Here is a 20,767-nt window from a genome sequence, read left to right as displayed (position 1 = left end):
AATCCTTGGTTATGCTTTAACAGCAGGTTTAATGAACACGTTACCGTTTTTCGCACCAGGTACTGCGCCTTTAACGAGCAGTAAGTTACGTTTAACGTCAACACGAACAACTTCAAGGTTCTGAGTTGTTACACGCTCAGCACCCATGTGACCAGACATTTTTTTGCCCTTGAAAACACGACCAGGTGTTTGACACATACCAATCGAACCATTAGAACGATGTGATAGTGAGTTACCGTGAGTTGCGTCTTGCATAGAGAAGTTCCAACGCTTAATACCGCCTTGGAAACCTTTACCTTTTGACTGACCTGTTACATCTACTTTCGTAATATCATTGAAAAGCTCAACACTTAGCTCAGCGCCAACTTTGATATCTGTACCTTCGTTTTCTTCAAGACGAAATTCCCAAAGACCACGACCCGCTTCAACACCTGCTTTCGCAAAGTGTCCAGCTTCTGGTTTAGTTACACGACTAGCTTTCTTAGCGCCAGTTGTTACTTGGATAGCTTGGTAGCCATCAGTATCAAGTGTTTTCACTTGAGTAACTCGGTTAGGTGTACATTCAAGAACTGTAACTGGGATAGAAACACCATCTTCAGTGAAGATGCGAGTCATACCAATTTTACGACCTACTAGACCGATTGTCATTGTTGTAACTCCTTCTAGCCCAAGCTGATTTGAACATCAACGCCAGCAGCTAAATCTAGCTTCATTAGTGCGTCAACAGTCTTTTCAGTTGGTTCTACGATATCAATCAAGCGCTTGTGAGTGCGGATCTCATACTGGTCACGCGCATCTTTGTTTACATGCGGTGATACTAGTATGGTGAAACGCTCTTTACGAGTAGGTAGTGGGATAGGACCACGTACCTGAGCACCTGTGCGCTTTGCAGTTTCAACGATTTCCGCCGTTGATTGATCGATCAGTTTGTGATCAAAAGCTTTAAGGCGAATACGGATTCTTTGGTTCTGCATGGACCAAAACTCCAATAGTTAAAAATACGACATACAAATAAACACCTGACAACCCATGCGAGATGGATTTCAAGTGTCTATTCAAACTTATGCTTCCCAATCGGAAGCTTTTGATAACCTAAAGTCTAAACTTTAATTTCAGGTTATGGGCCTGTTGCCCGCCTGCTACATGAGCAGGTGAAGGCATAATACAGTACAGCGCACATAAAGCAAGCTTTTATTAACTGTGTTGCACAATAAACAAACAAAAGGATCATGCATACCCTTGATACTTCAAGATGCAAAATCAGCAAGCCAGATTGGCTTAGCTTCTCGGCATAAAATCGAAACAGTATTATTCAATATTGATATTTTATAACAACATATCAACGTCTACGATAAGTTCAAGTTGGCTTGCTCTTCGGGGCGCTAGCTCGAATAACACTTGTGCGTTGCAAGCAATGAAAAGGGAATAACCATTAACAAGGGTGGCGCCTTGAATTGCTATCTGAGCTCTCACCTGATAAAGCATCTTGAGGTAACATGGGTATAGATCATCTGCTAGACTAGGATCTTCGAATGTTCAATATAGGATCACAGGTGCATATCAATCATATTAATAATCATCGCCAATTAATTCGTTTACAGGGATCTCTCTCTTGGTGTTATAAGGAAGCGCAACGCATTATAGCGGAAATACACGCGCCTTATTTTTGGTTAGGTGATGCGCCCAGTGCAATACCAACACAACAATATGCTCAGATCCTAGGCCAAGAAACCTCGGTGCTTATCATTAATGCACACCAACGCTTTGATGCTAATTTGTTTGCGGCCAGCAGTGGTACGCTGCGCGGTGGCGGTATACTCTTATTATTAGGCCCCGCGCAGATAGATAAAAACGATCACTTCTATCAATATATAGATATGCAGCTCCAACATTATTCCTTCCCAGCTTTCCAAGAAGGCGCCCTGCAAGTGCCAAGCATCGAAATTCAAGATGCGCATAAAAAGGACTTACACTTAGAGCAGCAACAACTCGCTATCGACGCCATTATTAAAACCGTTACAGGTCGGCGGCGTAGACCGTTAGTTTTAAGCGCCGACAGAGGCCGAGGAAAATCAGCAGCCTTAGGGATTGCAAGCGCACAATTAATTGCGATGGGTTATAAAAACATACTGATTTGCGCGCCCAATAAAAAAGCCAGCGCAACGCTCTTTCGTCACTGCGCTCAAAGTGCGGGGATCTCTTTTATCGCCCCTGATGCCCTTATTGCGCAACTGCCCTCTTGTGATTTACTGATAGTTGATGAAGCAGCCGCTATACCTGTGCCTTTATTAATGCAAATCAGCATTCATTACTCTCGTTTAGTATTTGCCACCACATTAGATGGTTATGAAGGCTCCGGCCGGGGCTTTGCATTACGCTTTCAAAAAGAACTCACTAACATTGCACCGCAATGGCGCGCGTTACGCTTAGAGCAGCCGATACGCTGGGATAACTTTGATCCCCTTGAAGCCTTTACTTTAAATTCATTATGTTTAACCAAGAGTAATACGCCAGATCCCCGTTATAACAAACAGCAAACACTACAATTGATACAAATGAGTGCGCAACAGCTACTTTGCGATCCGCCTTTATTAAATACGCTCTTCGCCCTTCTGGTTAACGCTCACTATCAAACTAAGCCTTCCGATTTAGAACAACTTCTTAACGACCCTCAATTGTCGATTTTTCTACTCTGCCAACATGAGCAAGTTTTAGGGGTTAGCATTATTAACCATGAAGGCGCATTAGACTCTGCTTTGTGTACACAGATTTATTTAGGGAAACGGCGTATTAAAGGGCATTTAATTGCGCAGTCGTTAACGTTCCACTGTGCACAGCGCTTTGCTGCCACGCATCGCTATGCACGTATTCAGCGCATTGCTATTCATCCGACGTTACAAGGCCAAGGTTTAGGACATGTCTTTGTTCAAAAAATAAAAGACTGGGCAATACAAGAAAACATGGATCACCTCTGCGCAGCCTTTGGGGCAACCCAGCAATTACTGCCCTTTTGGCAACGCTTAGGCTTTCGCACTTTACGTATTGGCATAACCCTAGATAAAAGTAGTGCAACGCATTCGTTTATTGTCAATCAAGCCCTATCAGCGCGCGCAAAAGCATTGCATTGCATTATTGAACTACAATTTCAACAGCAACTCGCCATGCAAATAAGTCGGCATCTACAGCAACTTGATCCCTTTTTATTGATGATCCTATTAATAGAAGGACATAAGAATAAATTCACAGAGGCACAAGATTTTGAGCGACTGCACAGTTATATTAATGGCGACCTACCTTATGAGTTTGTAGAGAAAAGTTTAGTTGAACTTATTTTCAACAACTCATTAAGTGTACTGGATAAAAACCAACAAAAGATTACAATACAAAAAATTCTACAAAATAGAAATTGGGCCGATATTTGTTTGCATTGCCACCTGCAAGGAAAAACGCAAGCTCAGCTTATTTTACGCACCACCATTAAACAATTAATAGAAGAAATATCATGCGCTTAGATAAAACCATTTGTGAGTCAACCACACTCACCCGTAGCCAAGCTAAAAAAGTCATTAGCCAAGGCCGCATTACTTGCGATGATAAAATCATCCGAAGCTGTGCTTTTAAACCACGTAAAGATGCTGTGATCGTTTTCGATGGTAAAACCATTGCGATCCGCGGTCCTCGTTATATGATGCTCAATAAACCGGAAAACTTTATCTGCTCTAACGTAGATGAACAATTACCGAGTTTATTTAACTTAGTTGATGTTGATAAAAAAGAACTGCTATTTATTGCAGGACGCTTAGATGCAGACACAACAGGTCTTACCTTGATAACAGATGATGGCAAATGGTCACATAAAATTACCAGTCCTCGTAATAAGTGCATTAAACGCTACCGCGTTGGATTAGACGCGCCTATTTGTGAAGATGCAGTCGCACTTTTTAAAGCCGGCATCCAACTTAAAAGTGAAAATCAACCTTGTCTACCTGCAGAGCTTAATATTTTGTCTTCTACTGAAGTGATCTTAAGTATTTCCGAAGGTAAGTACCATCAAGTAAAACGCATGTTTGGTGCGATTGGTAATGTTGTTATTGAGCTACATCGCGAAAAAATTGGTGATATTGAATTAGATAATACGTTGGCGCTGGGTGAATGGCGTTATTTAACCGACAAAGAAGTCAGTAGTATCAAATAATAACAATCATTATTGCACCGCCATGAATAAACATGGCAGTGCATATAATAAACCCTATCAACGTTTCAATAACGCTGATCGACGAATTTACTCAGCGTATACCACACCACCCCTCCTCTTTATAAATAAAACATAAATATAATCCCGATCAGTGCAGTCCCTCTCTCACTTTTAAAATATATTGCGGATATTTTATATCAAACAAAAAACACAGACTAATCTATAAAAACCAACATAAAATACAACTTATCTTTACATGGCTTTAGCATGTAGATTACAATTCAATGATAAATACGATCAACAACTGATCAGTGCTAAGCATAAAAACAGACGACCATTACAAAAATAAAACTATGAAGGATTATCACATTGATATCTATAATAAAATCACATGAGCATTTAAATCTAAAGAAAATGTATCTCCTTGCTTTTCATCCTCTGCTCACAAAACCTTTTATTCTCCTGATGGTGTTGTTATTTAGTTTGTGCATCTCAATGAGTGCGAATGCAATACAAAAAAAAGATAATGAAAACTTGAGCGCCCTACAGCAACATGCTTTTGCCTATGTCGGCGCGAAGTTATCAGTAAACCATTATCAAAACGCTTGTCAGTCTTGGGCTATCGATTGTGATGCAACGGATATTGCAGGTGGTTTTTATGCCGGCTATCAATTTAATAAATACTTCGCCTTAGAGGCCGCTTATTTAAACTTAGGAAAAGTAGATGCGATTTATCCTATTAATGAGGCAGAAAAAAACTTTACAGGCTCAATGCAAGGCATTGAAATATCCGCATTAGCTTTATATCCCTTGAGTAACGATTTCAACGCATTTGCTAAAGCAGGTGTTTTTAACTGGCAAGCAAAAAGTGAAGGTGGACCACTCACTCAAAAAGATTATGGCCTTTCCCCAACAATAGGCCTTGGGCTGAGTTATCAAATATCGAAGCAATGGCAGGCTCGTTTAGAATATCAATATTTTGCAAATATAGGTAGCGCTGAAATTGGTGGGGCAAATGCGCATTTGAGTAGCCTCGGTATTAGTTATCAATTTAAGCACGAAAAACGTATTTTAAGCAAACCGGCTCCGCTCGAAATTGTGTACTTAGAGACAATACAAAGTCGTATTTTATTTGATTTTGCACAAACAGATCTACTTTTAGAACACGATCTAGATATAGCAATAACACGCCTCACCACCTATAAAAAAGCAACCGTCGTTTTAACGGGTTATACCGATAACACGGGAAAAGAGACGTTTAACTTACAACTTTCTAAACAGCGCGTACAAAGCATCAAAAAAACACTCTTAGATCGTGGCGTACAAGCCTCACAAATCACAGAAGTTTATAAAGGCGAAAGCGACCCCATTATTGGAAATGATAGTCGTGAACATCGCCACCTAAATCGGCGCGTCGATATTTTATTACCCGCCCTTAATTCTAATCAGTAAGTGAAATGATCATGCCTAAAATAAAACAACTCAATATCCTATTTTTATTTCTTTGTACTTTATTCTTAAGTGCTTGTGATAATACCGACTCGGGATTTCCTGGGCCAACCTGTGATCCTCAACATTCTCCTTGTTTTGATCTATCCTATTTAATGATTTCACCCAACAAGGTATCGCTATTAACGGGTATGACACAGCAATTTAATGTGTATTCTATTTTTACGGATGGCAAAAAAGAAGATGTATCAGATCAAGTAAAATGGAGTTTAAGCGATCCTGAACTCGCTGCCATCGACAAAAATGGCAGGCTAATTGCTAAAAAAATAGGGGACGTGATCGTCTCAGCCCAATATTCTGGGCACTTGGCAAAAGCGCAATTAACTATTATTCAAGGCAGTTTAAAAACAGTTAATATTGTGCCAAGTACACAGATTTTAAGTAAAGGCACCAGTAAACAATATAATGCTTTTATCCTTTTAACCGATGGACGCTCTATTGATATCACAGAAAATAGTGATTGGAGTGTTGAAAACAAAAATATTGCAAGCGTCAATGAGCAAGCTTTAGTCAGTGCGCTAGAGGAAGGTAATACAAAAATAAAGGTGCAATTTAATAACCAAGCAAGCGCTCAAACACTCAGTGCAAGCGCCTCACTTCAGGTCTCAAATGCAAGCGTAAAAAGTATTTCTATCTCTCCCGATAATGGTATATATCCCGTGGGGAAAATGGGTGTTTATCACGCTAAAGCCAATTATAGTGATGGAACAACCCAAGATATTACCCGCGATGTTACCTGGCACAGTGATGATACGGGTGTAGTACGTATTGTCGAATCGGGTATCAATGCTGGGGACGCCATTGCCAGTACAATAGGTCTAACAGATATTAGTTTAACGTTTAACTCGATGAGCGCGACAACCGCTGTCACCGTAAATGATGCTGTCTTAAAGAAAATCAATATTACACCTATTAATAAAACAACTCAGCTAGGTAATGAAGTCCAATATCAAGCTTATGGCACTTACTCTGACATGCATAAATACGATATTACAAAACAAGTACAATGGGTTTCTGATGATACTGATATTGCAAAAATTGATAGTAACGGTAGCGCCAGCACATTTAAGGTTGGTAGCACAAATATTTCAGCAATTTATCAAGGAGTAACAAAAACCACTACCTTGAATGTTGATGATGCTATCCTTACCTCATTACAAATTACCCCTCAAAATACAAAAATAGCAAAAGGTCACAGCGTGCAGTTCGAGGCGCTAGCAACCTATTCGGATGATCAAACTGAAGTGGTTAGCACTCTCGTTAATTGGTCAGTGAGTGATAGCCGTATTGCATCGATTGTACCTTTAGGTGATCACGGCGGATTTGCTGAGGCTCTCTTAGTGGGCGAAACTGACGTCATTGCTACTTTTAAAAATATACAAGTTAAAACCAAATTCACTGTAACAAGTGCCACACTTGAATCAGTGATCTTAAGTCCTAAGACTGCCAAGCTTCCTGTCGGTGTCAGCCAACAATACCAACTTTTCGCCCTGTTTAGTGACAAAACAAGCAGTCTTCAAACCCAACACGCGTCTTATCAAAGTAATGACCCGAGCAGTGTCAGCATTAATGACGAAGGCCTTGCTAGTGTTCTCACATATTCTGATGCCCCCATTATTATCACTGCAACTTATCAGGATAAGCAAAGCACTGCAGCATTAACAACCCTAGATACGACTCTTGACAGTTTGCGCATCACACCAGAAAAATTATCAATGCAAGTTGGCCAAAAAAATAAACTTATCGCTATTGCACATTATAAAAATGGTAACGACATCAACGTCACTAATTTAGCAGCGTGGTCAGTGAGCGATGATGATGTTGCTTCTATTGATAACAGCGCAGATAAATCAGGCACTATCGTAGCATTAAAGGTAGGTTCAACCGTCGTTAGCGCTACTTTTTCAGGTGCTACCGCCATCAACAATACGACAGTCAGGAAATCCCCTATACGCTCTATTGAGATACAACCTTTAAACGAAACTCTCATCGTAGAAACCACCCTGCAATATAAATTAATTGCGACCTATGACGATGATTCGACAGAGGATGTGAGTAAAGATGCACAATGGCTTTCCAGTAACCCTGATCTCGCTAGTATTGACCAGATAGGGTTAGCAACTGCCATAAAAGTAGGTCAAGTGAGCATCCAAGCAAGCTATCAAAAATTAACTGAAAATACATCTCTAAGTATAAGAAATGTCGAATTAACAGAGATTATCGTGACGCCTGACGATACGACGATAAACGCGACACAACATGTTTTTTATAATGCACGCGGTTTATATTCTGATTCATCAGAGAGTGATATCACCAAGCTTGCAACATGGACCACTGGTGATACAGAGATTGTGAGTATTGTCACGTCTGGCGAGCAAGGGGGGCTTGCTACGCCTGAAAATATTGGAGATTCATATGTTCAAGCAAGTTTTAGCGGTATTAGTAGTCCTGAAGCGCAGATTCATATTACGGCTGCGTGCACTCCAAACGTACAAATAACACCCAACAATCCAAATATCCGAGTGGGGGAGAAATTAACCTATACTGTCACGCGTAGTTATCCCGATTGTTCTCTCATTGACGTCACTAGCGAGTCGACATTAACGAGTTTACAACCTGATATTGCAAACTTTATTGATGCTAATACTATCGTCGCTTATCAACTCGGGGCCGTTGATATCCGCGCCACTTACCTTGATTTTGAGGTTGAACAAGAAACGTTAAATGTCATAGAATAATTCACATTGGCGGTGCATTAAAATATCATTTTATTTGCACCGCCAAAGGGATTTAATCAGGTGCATTCACGCCTTCTAATTTCTCGATAAATTGATGGATCAATTGTCCAATGAATTTACCCTCATCGCGATAAATCAAATGATGATCGGCACTTTCCACACATAATAATTGTTTATCTAATGACGCCACTTTTTGAATTATTTGCTGCGCACCCTGTATATCAACAATCGGATCATTATCTGATTGGATAATTAATAAGGGTGTTTTAATTTTATCGAGAGCCTGCGCCGATTGCTCCTGTAATTGCGTCAAACAGCGCACCCCTGAAATATACATTTTCGTATAATTTGTGTCTTTATATTGGGTTTTATTCTCGATGTAGTTAAATTTACCCGCCGGTAAGGATAAATATTGCATCGCTTGATCCCAATGTTCAATAAAGGGAGATAATGAGGCACTTTTTTGATGTAACTTGAACGCGGGGTTGATGAGCACCGTTGCTAATATATTTGTATTGCCCTGCGCAGCCTTTTGTAACGCCAATAAAGCGCCCGCAGAAAATCCCGCCAATAATACTTGATCATGATACTGACTTAAAATCGAATAAGCACGCTGATATGAGAGTTCCCAATCACTTAACGAAATATCTTGTAATGCTTTAGGATGCGTCCCATGGCCGACGAGACGTACGCAATAAACACCATAACCTAACTTATTTAAAGCCTGCGCAAGCATTGATACTTCACCTGGTGAGGCTAAAAATCCATGTGCCAACACAATGCCTATTTTACCTTTATTACCCTTAAATAAACGTGGTTTTCCAGCATCCTTGCTTTGCAGATACTCTTCTTTACTATAGCGTTGTCTTTCTTGTTCAAAAATACAACGGTCTCTTTGCTCGGTCGCTTGCCCTACTTCTTGATCTAATTTCTTTTCTGAATAACGGCTAATTTTTCGGATCAAGGCAACCGAATATTTCATCACTTCAAATTCATTTGCCAAGACAGCAATCATATTGTCAATACGCATTCGATGAAAAGACACATTAGAAAACAGCGTCTCTTTGCGCACAAAAAGGCGTTTATCTTTAATAGAGACCACCTTTTCTTGAAAGGCGAGTGCCATAAAATTATCGTAGGGTTGATAAACATCTGTTGTTATCAAATTAATAATATGATTATTTAAACTATGATGCACCCGTCGCTGATCACGCGACTTTATACTTATGCAGGCTAAATAGATTTGTTTTTTAAACGTAGAAACGTCAATACCCGCCAAGGGGATAACGCGTAACGTAGTAGCAATGATATGATCCATATTAATCGATAAACGCCGATAAATTCGCCCCATAAACAGCTGTGTCAAACGCGATCCCATCAATTTAACTAACCAGTTAATACGTACTTTAGGGGATAAAAAAGGCAGTAGATATTCAAAAGCGCGTCGATAGGGTTTACTAAAAGTATGTAGCTCAATTGCCCTGCCGAAGGTGACCGAGATATCACTGTCTTTGAGTAATATTTTGCCTTCCACTAAAAGCTCTTCTTCGAGTTTAGGTGACAAGTCTTTAAGCAGTAAATGGGCGCTACTGGACAATAGGTTTTTACCCGGCCGTAAGGGGTAATAAGTAATATTAACGGGAATAATACACAAATCTAATGGCGCGAGATCGTTTACGCCATGTAAATGGTAGGTGCTTTCATAATACTGTATCAATGCTTTATTATTTTCGGCTAGTGCTTTTTTATACTCTTTTTTTATTAAGTAACATTTTAACGCAAGGGTCGCGGCCCCCGTATGTGGCGACCTAATATTATCGCTTAAATGTAATTGAAAACGCCCTTTACCCACTACCTTCTTGTTTTTAATCATGGCGCCTTCTGGAAAGATTATCCAGTTATGCGATCCGCGCATTAACTCTGCAATGATTTTTTCATCACGTCCAGGCATATCCACAGGATACGCTCCAACCGACTCTAAATATTGTGCAAACTTCCCAACAAAGAGCGCGCTATCGGCGAGCGAATGCACCATTTGCTCGTTATAGCTATGCAATATTTGTGGCAGTAACCCCGTTTCTAGGCGCGTAAAATGATTGATCACAAAGAGTGTGGGGGCGCTGCGCAAATTTTCTTGCCCTTCAATCGACACAGAGGTACGACTAAAGCGCCGAATAGCGCGAACAAGTAAAGCTGAAAAACGAAAAGAACGACTGGCTTTTTCTAAAGTAGACTTGGAAAGCATGCCTTCTCCTGTTGCTATCTTATCCTATTAAACGTGATGTTTAGGGTCTCTAAATGCAGTGACGCTACAAGTATAGATGAAATAAATAAGTCGTTACGGGGAAAGTCAGGAAGATAACGATATATCAATGTGGCAACAGTCACTTTGTAAACAAAGCACCTGTGCCACATCAAAATATCGCTTTTAGCATTGCATGTAAAAATCGATTTTAATAGCGCTCAAATAATTTTAATAAAGCATCGCTGTTATCAGGTGCATATTTAACATTTTGATCTTTACCATAAACACTATCCGCCAGTTTTTGCTTGCGAGCCTGCAACGCAAGTACGCGCTCTTCAACGGTCTGTTCACAAATTAATTTATAAACAAAAACGGGTTTATCTTGGCCAATACGATACGCCCTATCCGTCGCTTGATTCTCGACCGCAGGATTCCACCATGGATCATAATGGATAACAGTATCAGCAGCCGTTAAGTTTAAGCCCACACCGCCCGCTTTTAATGAAATCAAGAATATCGGTACTTCACCACTTTGGAAACGCTCAATAATGGCGCCACGATCCCGTGTTTGGCCCGTCAATTTCACAAAATCAATGCCTTTTTCGATTAATTCTTCTTCAATTAAAGTCAGCATCGTTGCAAATTGAGAGAAGATTAAAATACGTCTTCCTTCTTCTACCATCTCTGAAACCATGTTCATTAAAAAGTCTAATTTAGCAGAGCTTTTCACTTCTTTAGCATGCTCTAATTTAACTAATCGAGGATCACAACACGCTTGGCGTAATTTAAGTAATGCATCTAAAAATTCAATACGGCTACGCGCCATACCTTTTTCTTTTAATAAATCACGTACCTTGGCTTCCATTGTAATACGAATACTTTCATATAATGTACGTTGATCATTTGGCAGTATAATTTTATGTATTATTTCTGTTTTCTCAGGTAATTCTTTAGCAACTTCATCTTTAGTACGACGTAATAAAAATGGCTGCGTTTTTTGTATTAACCAATCTTGTATTTGTTGATTACCCTCACCTTCAATCCCTTTACGATAAACACGATTAAACGTCGTGTAATTTCCAAGAAATCCGGGCATTAAGAAATCAAATAATGACCATAATTCGCCTAAATGATTCTCCATTGGCGTACCCGTTAGACATAATCGACATTTAGCATTTAGCTGCTTAATGCTTTTGGTCATTTTAGCTAATGGATTTTTAATGGTTTGCGCTTCATCAAGAATAAGATCGGAAAAAACAATTTCATTCAGATGTTTAAAATCACGACCAATAAGAGGATAAGTGGTGATCACCAGATCATACTGCAATATCGAGTCAAAATGTTGATGTCTATCTACACCATGTAACACTAATACTTTAAGCGTCGGTGTAAATTTATGCGCCTCATTGAGCCAATTACCAATTAATGAGGTAGGGCAAATCACTATTGCTGGCTCAGTGCACATGTTATGCTCTTTTTTATATAACAAATAAGCCAAGGTTTGCACGGTTTTCCCCAAGCCCATATCATCTGCTAACACGCCAGAAAATCCATACTCATTTAAGAAAAGAAGCCAGTTTAAACCCTGTAATTGATAATCACGTAATGTGGCGCATAACGAACTTGGAACTTGTACTTCTTGTATCCCTTTAAACGTGGTTAATTTATTCGCCAACGCCTGGATATGCTCTCCACCGATCCAATTATTAATATCAGGTAATTGTGCCAATAATGCGGCATGGCTTTGAGGTAGCTTTATCGACTCACTATGCACTTCACCGAGTTCTTGCAAAATAGATAAAATAGGCTGAATAGAGCTACGTTTTACGCGCAGTGGACGTGAATTTCCTTGTACTAAAAGGATATCAAAATCATTTTGTTGCCAATTTTCATTGTTACGCAACCATTCTAGCAATAAAGGAAGTAACTCAATACGCTTACCTTCGACTTCAATTGACACGCCTAAATCGAACCAATTACCTTGTTCCGAAATAGCAATATCAATGCTATCTATCTTTTCACTACTTAGGGCGAGATCAGCCGCTAAATCAAATTTCCAACCTAAGATCTCTAAGCGAGCTTTATGCGCGGTTAACAATGATAACCACTGAAACTGTTGAGATCCCCCAAGCTCAGGTGCTAGGATCCCCTGTAAATGCGTCGTTTTCGTTTGCTTGGGATCATACATATACACATCTAATAAACACAACTGCTCAAACTCATAAGCGGCTAATTTCTCGCCTTCAATATCTCGATTGATATTGATGATCTCGCCCTTAAGCATAAATTGAGTACGCTCAGGTGCTTCTAGAACAATCGGATCCAGTTGTAATTCTGCATAATAAAAACAAAGACGCGCGACAAAAATAGCTTCGCCTTTTATTCTTTTCTCATTCAGCGAAAAGACCACTTTTAAAGGGGATGATATCTCTCGACTTGGATAGACAATCGGGTTAGAAAGTACTTTTTGTGGAAACAATAATGCCACTTCTTGGGTAAAATGTTGGCATTGCTCTTTGGCAAGGGGCGGTGTTTGTAAAAAGGATAATATCCATTCACGCCCAAAAGGACTTTGGATCTGACCAATGTCACCACTGTCTATATCAATATATAAAGGTTGTGGCGTCGGCACTAACAACCAATTTTCAATTCCTTGTAAATCTACTTGCAGTTGCTTCAATTCATCTTCATCGTGCCAATCTAATGTAAGATCTTTAGAGCCGGCTGATTGCAACGGCAGGCTCAGATGTTTCCAAAAACAGCGACCTGTTGCTAATATTTTTTGTAGCGCTAATTGATCATTTTCCGTATGTAGGGTCGTTTTCAATAACTTAGGTACACGCCCTTCTTTAGCGAGTAATAACTGTAATATATTAATATCTTCAGCTTTAACCCATTTATAGCTTTCCATCCAAGATTCATTATCAACAATCGATATCAAATCTTTTTCAACAAAAACACTGACGTTTTCACCTTTGAGAAAACGTAATGAGCCATATTCAACTTGAATGTATTGCAAACCATGATCATAAGCTGTTTTTATAAAAGAGAGGCGGAAATAGCCTTGATAAGCACTATGCACTTCGGGCTCTTTTTGCTTATGCAGTTGTCCTTGCAAGGTTTCGAACCAAGTTTGGTAGCTATTTTCAATATTATAATTAGGAGTATCGGCTTGATACGCAAGTAATAAGGCAACCGCATGTTTACAGTTCCAACCTACCGGACAAGCACAATGACTTTGAATGATAAAGCCACCTTTATTAGAGACTTTTATGGTAGCACTTGTTTGATAAGGTGTTTCTTCTCGGCCTTTGACACTGCCACTCAGTTTGCTATTTTCTTCATCGAATTCACAAGATAACACGCGACTTTCTTTAAAATAGCGCGTGCCTCGCTCAATAATATTACGGCCAAAACTAGTGGATATATCGTGTGCAGTGATCTTAGGCATGTAAGTAACCAACGGTAAGAATGGATCCATTATATTAAAGAGGTATTGCTTATAAATAAAGAGCTAATCCGACTTTTTAAAATAAATTATTCGTTTATTTAAAAAAATATGGAGGAAAAAATAAAAACAAAAAAAAAGAAAGAACTAAACATATGATTTATAAGAGAAGATTGTTATTTTTTTTATATTCGGTTAGATCAGAGATACTTATGATAAGGCTGAAAATACAAAAGCGAGCCAAAAAACGACTCGCTTAAATTAATCAAAACACGATAAAGTCACCGCAATAAGACTTATTGACACGTTATTCACTCAACACATAGAGTATTTTTTGTGCAATTTAAGTGTCTATTTCTCATTCATACCTACACCAAAAAATAAACACACCTTAATATTTACTCTATTATCTTATGCTACGATCGACTACCTGCTTAGAAAAAAAGATGATTAATAAACCTATTTAGGCAATGAGTCACTTAGGCTCGTGATCTCCTAACATTGATCACCTTTTTTAAAAACGGATATGAAGCAATAATACATCCCTCCTCTGTTAGTAAATAAGTTGTCAGCAGTTTTCTATTGTCACTTTTTTCGACAATAAAAAGACCTCAGCTTGATCCCCGTTGGGCATAAGTGTTGCGCGTTAAACACTTTCTTTCGTGCTGAGCTCTTACTAAAAACTGATACGCGGTAATAACAAATCCCCCGTTTTCACAGTGATTGACTATCTATAATCCAACAGCTTCTCTTTATTTAATTAAAAGTCGCTGAGTTGCTAATACATACACTCTTGTTTCTTATCTAGCTTTTCTAACAGGTAAAAACAAACGTTTGCTTTGTGCTATCTACCTGTATAAAGCATAGGCCTAATTAAGGGGATTACCAGAGCCCAGCCCCAACAAACTGTATTTTTATTAAGCGCATCACATTTTATTTTTTACAACTATTTTTCAGCGCTTAATAAATGATTTACATTTGTTTTAAGCCCGAAAAGCATACATCTAACACTTTGAATTTTAAATGAAAAAATAAATTGTAGGCATTCGCTAGCATTGTGAGATGTATCCCTATAAAAAAGGGAAATTTGCGAAATAACTCACAAGTTTATACAGCGGGTACAAAAATCCAGTTTATGCCTTTTTTATCTTCTATTCGAAAAGTGATTTTTAAGTAAAATTTAGGTTTAAAAATAAACCAAATAATATGGAGAGTAATATGAAGATTGGATCGGTCATCACCCCAAATTTAATTTGCTTGGACTTACAAGCAACAAATAAATCAGATGTGCTACTTGAAATGGTCGATTTGTTAGATAAAGCGCAGTGCTTATCGGATAAAGAAGCCTTTTTAAAAGATGTATGGGCAAGAGAAGAAATCGCAAATACAGGCTTTGAAGAAGGTATTGCTATCCCGCACGCGAAAAGTCATGCAGTTCTAAAACCTGCCGTTGCAGTAGGTATTAGTAAAAATGGCATTGATTATGGTGCTGATGATAATGAAAAATCGAATGTGTTTTTTTTAATTGCCTCTCCTGAGGGCGGTGATAATCAGCACATTGAAGTCTTAGCGCAAATTTCAACAAAATTAATTGAAGATGGCTTTATTGATAAACTACGTAACGCTACCAGTATTGCAGAAGCGTATGCATTAATTACTCAACCACAAAAAGTAGTCAAACCCGCACCGGTTAAAATGGCCCCAAGACAACCGATGGCGCCACCACCTTTTGCGGTGCGCATGAAACAACATTTATTATTTGGCACCTCACACATGATCCCTTTCATTGTGGCAGGTGGCGTATTGCTCTCCTTATCCGTGATGCTACTCGGTAAAGGCGATGCTCCAAAAGAGGGCGTTCTCCTCGACATTTGGGATATGGGTATTGCCGGACTTACTTTATTTACCGCCATACTCGGTGGCTATATCGCCTATTCCATTGCAGATAAACCGGGCTTAGCTCCGGGTATGATTGGCTCTTATATTGCCGTTAATCAATATCATACGGGTTTTCTTGGCGCTATCATTGTGGGATTTTTAGCCGGCTTTATTGTGCTGCAGCTAAAGCGCATCAAACTACCCGAAACAATGACCTCTTTGGGCACTATTTTTATCTTCCCTCTGGCGGGCACCTTTTTAACCTGCGCTGTCGTCATGTGGGTTATTGGCCAACCCATTGCGAATATGATGGAAGCATTAAACCTTTGGTTAAGTGGCATGGCTGGCAGTGGTAAAATACTATTAGGCGCAATCCTTGGTGGTATGACCGCTTTTGATATGGGTGGACCTATCAATAAAGTAGCCACTTTATTTGCACAAACTCAAGTACAAGAACAACCTTGGTTAATGGGAGGCGTTGGCATAGCAATTTGTGTGCCGCCACTTGGTATGGCGCTCGCGACTATTTTATCACCAAAACGCTACAAAAAAGATGAACGCGCTGAAGGTAAAGCAGCGGCTATTATGGGCATGATTGGTATCACAGAAGGCGCTATTCCTTTTGCAGCTGCAGATCCTCTCCGCGTTATTCCCGCCATTGTCGCAGGTGGCATGGTCGGAAATATCGTTGGCTTTACAATGGAAGTTATCAACCATGCGCCTTGGGGTGGCTGGATTGTATTACCGGTTGTTGATGGGAAAATAGGTTATATCGTCGGTACGATTGCCGGCGCACTCACCACTGCCATCATTGTTAATTTACTTAAAAAACCTATCACTGAAGATGATGATATAGAAGAATATGCAGAGCAACCACTCACTGAGATAACCGATGAAGGTGTTGCTCAAGTCCTTGCGCTTACTGCCTGTCCTTCGGGCGTCGCACATACTTTTCTGGCAGCAAAAAGTTTAGAAAAGGCTGCGCGTAAATTAGGTATAAAAATAAAAGTAGAAACGCAAAGTGGTAATGGCATCGGTAATCGCTTAACCGCACTTGATATCAGTAATGCTGAGGTTATCATTATGGCGCACGATATTGCGGTCAAAGATGCACATCGTTTTACCAATATTGCGTGTGTTGAAACAACGACTAAAGAAGCAATGCGTAATGCGGAGAAAATATTACAAGCTTACGTAAAAAATAAATAAGCATAAAGATAGGCAGATGCTTATCTAACTTATAAAATGCTTAACAGCCTTGGTTGTTAAGCATTTTTTTTGCGCCTACTAACCTCTTATCATTTAATCATAAAGAAGATATCTTATGCAAAAAATAGTCGCTGTCACCGCTTGCCCTACTGGGATCGCACATACTTATATGGCAGCAGAAAAATTAACCCAAGTGGCACATGCGATGGGCTTACATATTAAAGTTGAAACTCAAGGTGCTATGGGAATTGAGCATAAATTAAGCGCCCTTGATATAGCCAGTGCCGATGTTGTTATCATCGCCTCAGATATAAAGATCAGTGAGCTCAATCGTTTTGAGCATAGTCATATATTTACCTTAAGCATTGAAGAGATCCTAATTGATGCCAGTAAAGCACTTAAAAAATGCTTATCTAAATAATGCAAAAACATATTTTGTTTTTGATCCAAAAACCCGCGTTAGAAATGTCCGAAATAAGCGCCCTAAAAAGAGGGGCTAATTATTTTAAATCCTTAATTCAGATACATAATGTGCGCAGAGGCACCTATGCCAACTGCAAAAATGCATTGCAAGTCATGAGCCTCATCTGGCGGGCTGGCGATCTATGCCAAATAAAAATAGAAGGCTTAGATGCAGAACTCAGTTGTATGGTATTTACTGATTTGATCAATGATCATTTTAAGATGCTTTACACCAATCATCGCTACATCGCACATGACTTCACTCGCCCTTATCAGCAACAACTGAGTCAGCCTTTTAGCTTTCATTTTCATCAACAAAGCATTGATCCCGCAACACAATATAATAAAAACAAAATATTATTGTCGCTCACGCGCATCATTTCAAAGTCGTCATATAAACCTTTATTAAGTGCGTTACTCGCGCGTGAAAAGATTTCTGCGACAGGTATCGGCAAGCGTATTGCTATGCCTCATATATTGAGTGACCTGGTCGATGAGCCGTGGGTGGTTGTTTTACATTCAGAAGAGGATATTGATTGGCACTCACCTTTAGGTGATATTAACCTAGTACTTGCACTTATTATTCCGCGCAATGCCTCTAAAGACATATTTAGAAGCGTGATCTCATTAAGCCGAGCTTTACTTGATCCCAACTTTACAGATCTGTTGCTGCAAACAAGAGATCCGCAAGAACTTGAAACGCTTTTATTATATTGCTTTAAGCGCTAATCCATATGCTGAAGTGAACGGTACTCTGAAGGGGTATAACCTGTTTTATTTTTAAAAACACGTAAAAAATAATTTGCATCTTTAAAGCCGCAACGCATAGCGATCTCATTTAAGCGCAAAGGATACTTCTTTAACATAAATTTAGCCCGATCAATACGCACCCAAACGATGTAATCAATCAGCGTAATATAACCTTGTTTTTTAAATAACCGCGATAAGTGATTCGCTGAAATATTAAAATTATCCGCAATACTGGCGCGCGTGATCGGATGATGAAAATGTTTTTGTACATACACACAAATGCTTTGATAAAGATCTTCACTGCGTTTTTTGACACAATTTTGTGGGATAAATAACATTGACTGACAATAACTCAAAAGCGCTAATATCAAATGTTTATCCATTGGTTTTCTGTTTTTCTCTTGTGCTAATACATTAATTGCCCCGAGAATATAGTCTAAACTATGCCCTGTTCGCGTCTGTATGCTGTCTTTTTGCACATCATAGAAACCTTGCTCTTCTTGGTTTTTACTGACCAGGCTAAAGCCTACCTGTCGTTGCCCAAAGAGAATACTTAATATTGAGCAACTAGAATCCCAAATAGGCTTGTTCCAGCAGTTAGGCGGGATATAAAGCACATCTCCCGCGTTAAGTATCACTTCTCTACTGTTGTGCTGTTGATCTTCAATAATATTTTTATAAGAGCCTGATATCACTAACTCTAAGCGTGAGAAATTTACTTGATAGCTAAATTGTGGGGGTGTTTGTGTGTCAGAAGAAAAATAGATATTATTTATTTCTTCCGCTTCACTAAGCAGAGTATCAATTAGATTATAAAATGTGTCACTCATAGCGTCCCTCTAAAAGGATCTTAAAAAGAAATTTAAGATCCGCTTTATCCCTTTAGGAATGCAGAATGCATTCACGTCCTTGTGCCAAAAAAATCAAACAGTACCTTTAACGTACTGCTTTTTTATTGTTAACTCTATACCTATGGCATTAATTAAGCTTCCATCTATTACGCCGGAAAAATTAGCACTAGCAAGGCGTGAGTGGCAGGAGATAGTTGCTCTCACTTCAAAACTCACAACGCGCTCAGAATAATTTCAACAAGCAAGACGGATCCTTTTTTTAGTTCCTTTGGTATTAGTTATATGCACGTGCAAAAGAGCCGGTGCCGTGCACACTGTATTTTTTCGTATAGGCTGGAATAAAAACAGAATCTCCTTGTTTGATAAGCAGTGTTTGCGAATTTTCTTGTTTTAAAACCAGCTCGCCCTCTAATACTAAAAGAATTTCTGCACTGTGTATCGTCAATTCGCGTATTGCTTGGTTATGATAAATACTAAATTTGAAATCTGCAACCGGAATGGGGTAATCAAATGCGCCATCAACTGTATTCGGTGCTAATAACAGATCATTAAATGCGATAGGTTCAAAGCGTGTACATATTTTTAACTCTTCTAAGTCCATATGCTTAGGTGTTAATCCTGCGCGGATAACATTGTCTGAATTAGCCATGATTTCTAATCCAGTGCCTTTAATGTATGCGTGCGGTGTGCAAGCATTTAAAAACATCGCTTCACCGGGTTTTAAAGTACAAACATTTAATATTAAGGGACAAAATAAGCCCACATCATTTTTATATTGCTTGGATAAGGTCGCGATGAGTTCGGCATTTTCGGCATCTGGATGCGCGTTATAAAAAGCTAATAGCTTCTCAATAGCCGCTTCTTTAACGCCACCTTGCAGGGCTAATATCCCCATAAAGAAATGCGCTAAGCCTTGCGCGTTAAGATGCTTTTGGAAGTACGTTATTAATGGGCGGAGCTCTGCTATATCTAATCGTTTAAAGGTATTAACGATATCATTAAAAGCACGAAATCCATTCATCGCTTGATAGGATGTTAAGGCATAAATCAATTCCGGCTTGTGATTGGCATCTTTATAATTTCGATTGTTCGCTGTGAGCGCTATATTTTGAGATTGTTCTTTAGCAAAGCCAATTTCTGCTTGCTCTTTAGTTGGGTGCACTTGAATTGAAAGTGCTTTTTCAGCAGCTAGTATTTTAAATAAATAGGGTAATTGCGAAAAGTTTAACGCGGTATGCGCACCTAAAATCGCATTTTTATCTGTATTAATAAACTCAGAAAGTAAAACACTTTTACCCGCAACCTCTATTTTTGAGCAACCATTACCATGCGTCCCCATCCACATCTCAGCTTGGGGCTTATTCTCTGGGTTTTCAATCCCAAAAAGTGCCTTAATGGATGTTTTACTTCCCCATGCATAATCCTGAATAACGTTGTCCATCAAGAAAAAACAATTAAAATTATCGTGCATATTAACTCTCA

Annotated in this window: 13 protein-coding genes; 7 read left to right on the top strand and 6 right to left on the bottom strand. The window is 39.1% G+C overall.

The features are described 5' to 3' along the window. Nucleotides 1–9 precede the first annotated feature (9 nt). Together rplC and rpsJ are read right to left on the bottom strand one after the other, a co-directional pair. On the bottom strand, nucleotides 10–648 hold the full coding sequence (gene rplC, locus PCNPT3_RS01120; RefSeq protein ID WP_015464029.1) for a 50S ribosomal protein L3: 639 nt from the start codon (nucleotides 646–648) through the stop codon (nucleotides 10–12). 14 nt (nucleotides 649–662) lie between these two features. After that, nucleotides 663–974, bottom strand: coding sequence for a 30S ribosomal protein S10 (gene rpsJ / locus PCNPT3_RS01115; RefSeq protein WP_011771756.1), 312 nt, complete (start codon nucleotides 972–974; stop codon nucleotides 663–665). Nucleotides 975–1,532: 558 nt separating this feature from the next. Here rpsJ and PCNPT3_RS01110 point away from each other — a divergent pair. The 4 genes from PCNPT3_RS01110 to PCNPT3_RS01095 all read left to right on the top strand — a co-directional run bounded on the left by PCNPT3_RS01110 (nucleotide 1,533) and on the right by PCNPT3_RS01095 (nucleotide 8,442). Beyond that, entirely contained in the window at nucleotides 1,533–3,512 is a 1,980-nt protein-coding gene (locus PCNPT3_RS01110; protein ID WP_015464028.1) for a GNAT family N-acetyltransferase, read from the top strand. Next, nucleotides 3,503–4,195, top strand: a complete 693-nt coding sequence (locus PCNPT3_RS01105; protein ID WP_015464027.1) for a pseudouridine synthase — start codon at nucleotides 3,503–3,505, stop codon at nucleotides 4,193–4,195. Before PCNPT3_RS01110 ends, PCNPT3_RS01105 begins: the two co-directional genes overlap by 10 nt. Nucleotides 4,196–4,564: 369 nt before the next feature. Next, the gene (locus PCNPT3_RS01100) at nucleotides 4,565–5,647 is read left to right on the top strand and encodes an outer membrane beta-barrel protein (protein WP_015464026.1); all 1,083 of its coding nucleotides are present in this window, start codon (nucleotides 4,565–4,567) and stop codon (nucleotides 5,645–5,647) included. A gap of 11 nt (nucleotides 5,648–5,658) precedes the next feature. Beyond that, complete coding sequence (locus PCNPT3_RS01095) at nucleotides 5,659–8,442, top strand: Ig-like domain-containing protein (protein WP_015464025.1); 2,784 nt, start codon at nucleotides 5,659–5,661, stop codon at nucleotides 8,440–8,442. Between the two features lie 52 nt (nucleotides 8,443–8,494). Here PCNPT3_RS01095 and PCNPT3_RS01090 read toward each other — a convergent pair whose 3' ends face one another. Both PCNPT3_RS01090 and PCNPT3_RS01085 read right to left on the bottom strand, forming a co-directional pair. Beyond that, nucleotides 8,495–10,687, bottom strand: coding sequence for an alpha/beta fold hydrolase (locus tag PCNPT3_RS01090; RefSeq protein WP_015464024.1), 2,193 nt, complete (start codon nucleotides 10,685–10,687; stop codon nucleotides 8,495–8,497). 208 nt (nucleotides 10,688–10,895) lie between these two features. Continuing rightward, on the bottom strand, nucleotides 10,896–14,138 hold the full coding sequence (locus tag PCNPT3_RS01085) for a DEAD/DEAH box helicase (RefSeq protein WP_015464023.1): 3,243 nt from the start codon (nucleotides 14,136–14,138) through the stop codon (nucleotides 10,896–10,898). A 1,215-nt stretch (nucleotides 14,139–15,353) separates the two neighbouring features. On the opposite strand from PCNPT3_RS01085, the gene PCNPT3_RS01080 reads away from it, so the two are divergent. The 3 genes from PCNPT3_RS01080 to PCNPT3_RS01070 all read left to right on the top strand — a co-directional run bounded on the left by PCNPT3_RS01080 (nucleotide 15,354) and on the right by PCNPT3_RS01070 (nucleotide 18,413). Beyond that, complete coding sequence (locus PCNPT3_RS01080; protein ID WP_015464022.1) at nucleotides 15,354–17,222, top strand: fructose-specific PTS transporter subunit EIIC; 1,869 nt, start codon at nucleotides 15,354–15,356, stop codon at nucleotides 17,220–17,222. Nucleotides 17,223–17,337: 115 nt separating this feature from the next. Next, on the top strand, nucleotides 17,338–17,643 hold the full coding sequence (locus tag PCNPT3_RS01075) for a PTS fructose transporter subunit IIB (protein WP_015464021.1): 306 nt from the start codon (nucleotides 17,338–17,340) through the stop codon (nucleotides 17,641–17,643). Then, on the top strand, nucleotides 17,643–18,413 hold the full coding sequence (locus tag PCNPT3_RS01070) for a PTS sugar transporter subunit IIA (protein ID WP_015464020.1): 771 nt from the start codon (nucleotides 17,643–17,645) through the stop codon (nucleotides 18,411–18,413). Before PCNPT3_RS01075 ends, PCNPT3_RS01070 begins: the two co-directional genes overlap by 1 nt. Here the strand turns inward: PCNPT3_RS01070 and PCNPT3_RS01065 are convergent. Beyond that, nucleotides 18,410–19,264, bottom strand: coding sequence for a helix-turn-helix domain-containing protein (locus PCNPT3_RS01065; protein ID WP_015464019.1), 855 nt, complete (start codon nucleotides 19,262–19,264; stop codon nucleotides 18,410–18,412). The two genes, PCNPT3_RS01070 and PCNPT3_RS01065, sit on opposite strands and share 4 nt — an antisense overlap. A gap of 295 nt (nucleotides 19,265–19,559) precedes the next feature. Next, nucleotides 19,560–20,756, bottom strand: a complete 1,197-nt coding sequence (manA, locus tag PCNPT3_RS01060; protein ID WP_015464018.1) for a mannose-6-phosphate isomerase, class I — start codon at nucleotides 20,754–20,756, stop codon at nucleotides 19,560–19,562. Between the last annotated feature and the right edge of the window lie 11 nt (nucleotides 20,757–20,767).

The organism is Psychromonas sp. CNPT3 (genome assembly GCF_000153405.2).
GTDB lineage: Bacteria > Pseudomonadota > Gammaproteobacteria > Enterobacterales > Psychromonadaceae > Psychromonas.
The sequence above is the reverse complement of the archived record's forward strand: the minus strand, read 5'-3'. Positions and strand labels throughout refer to the sequence as shown.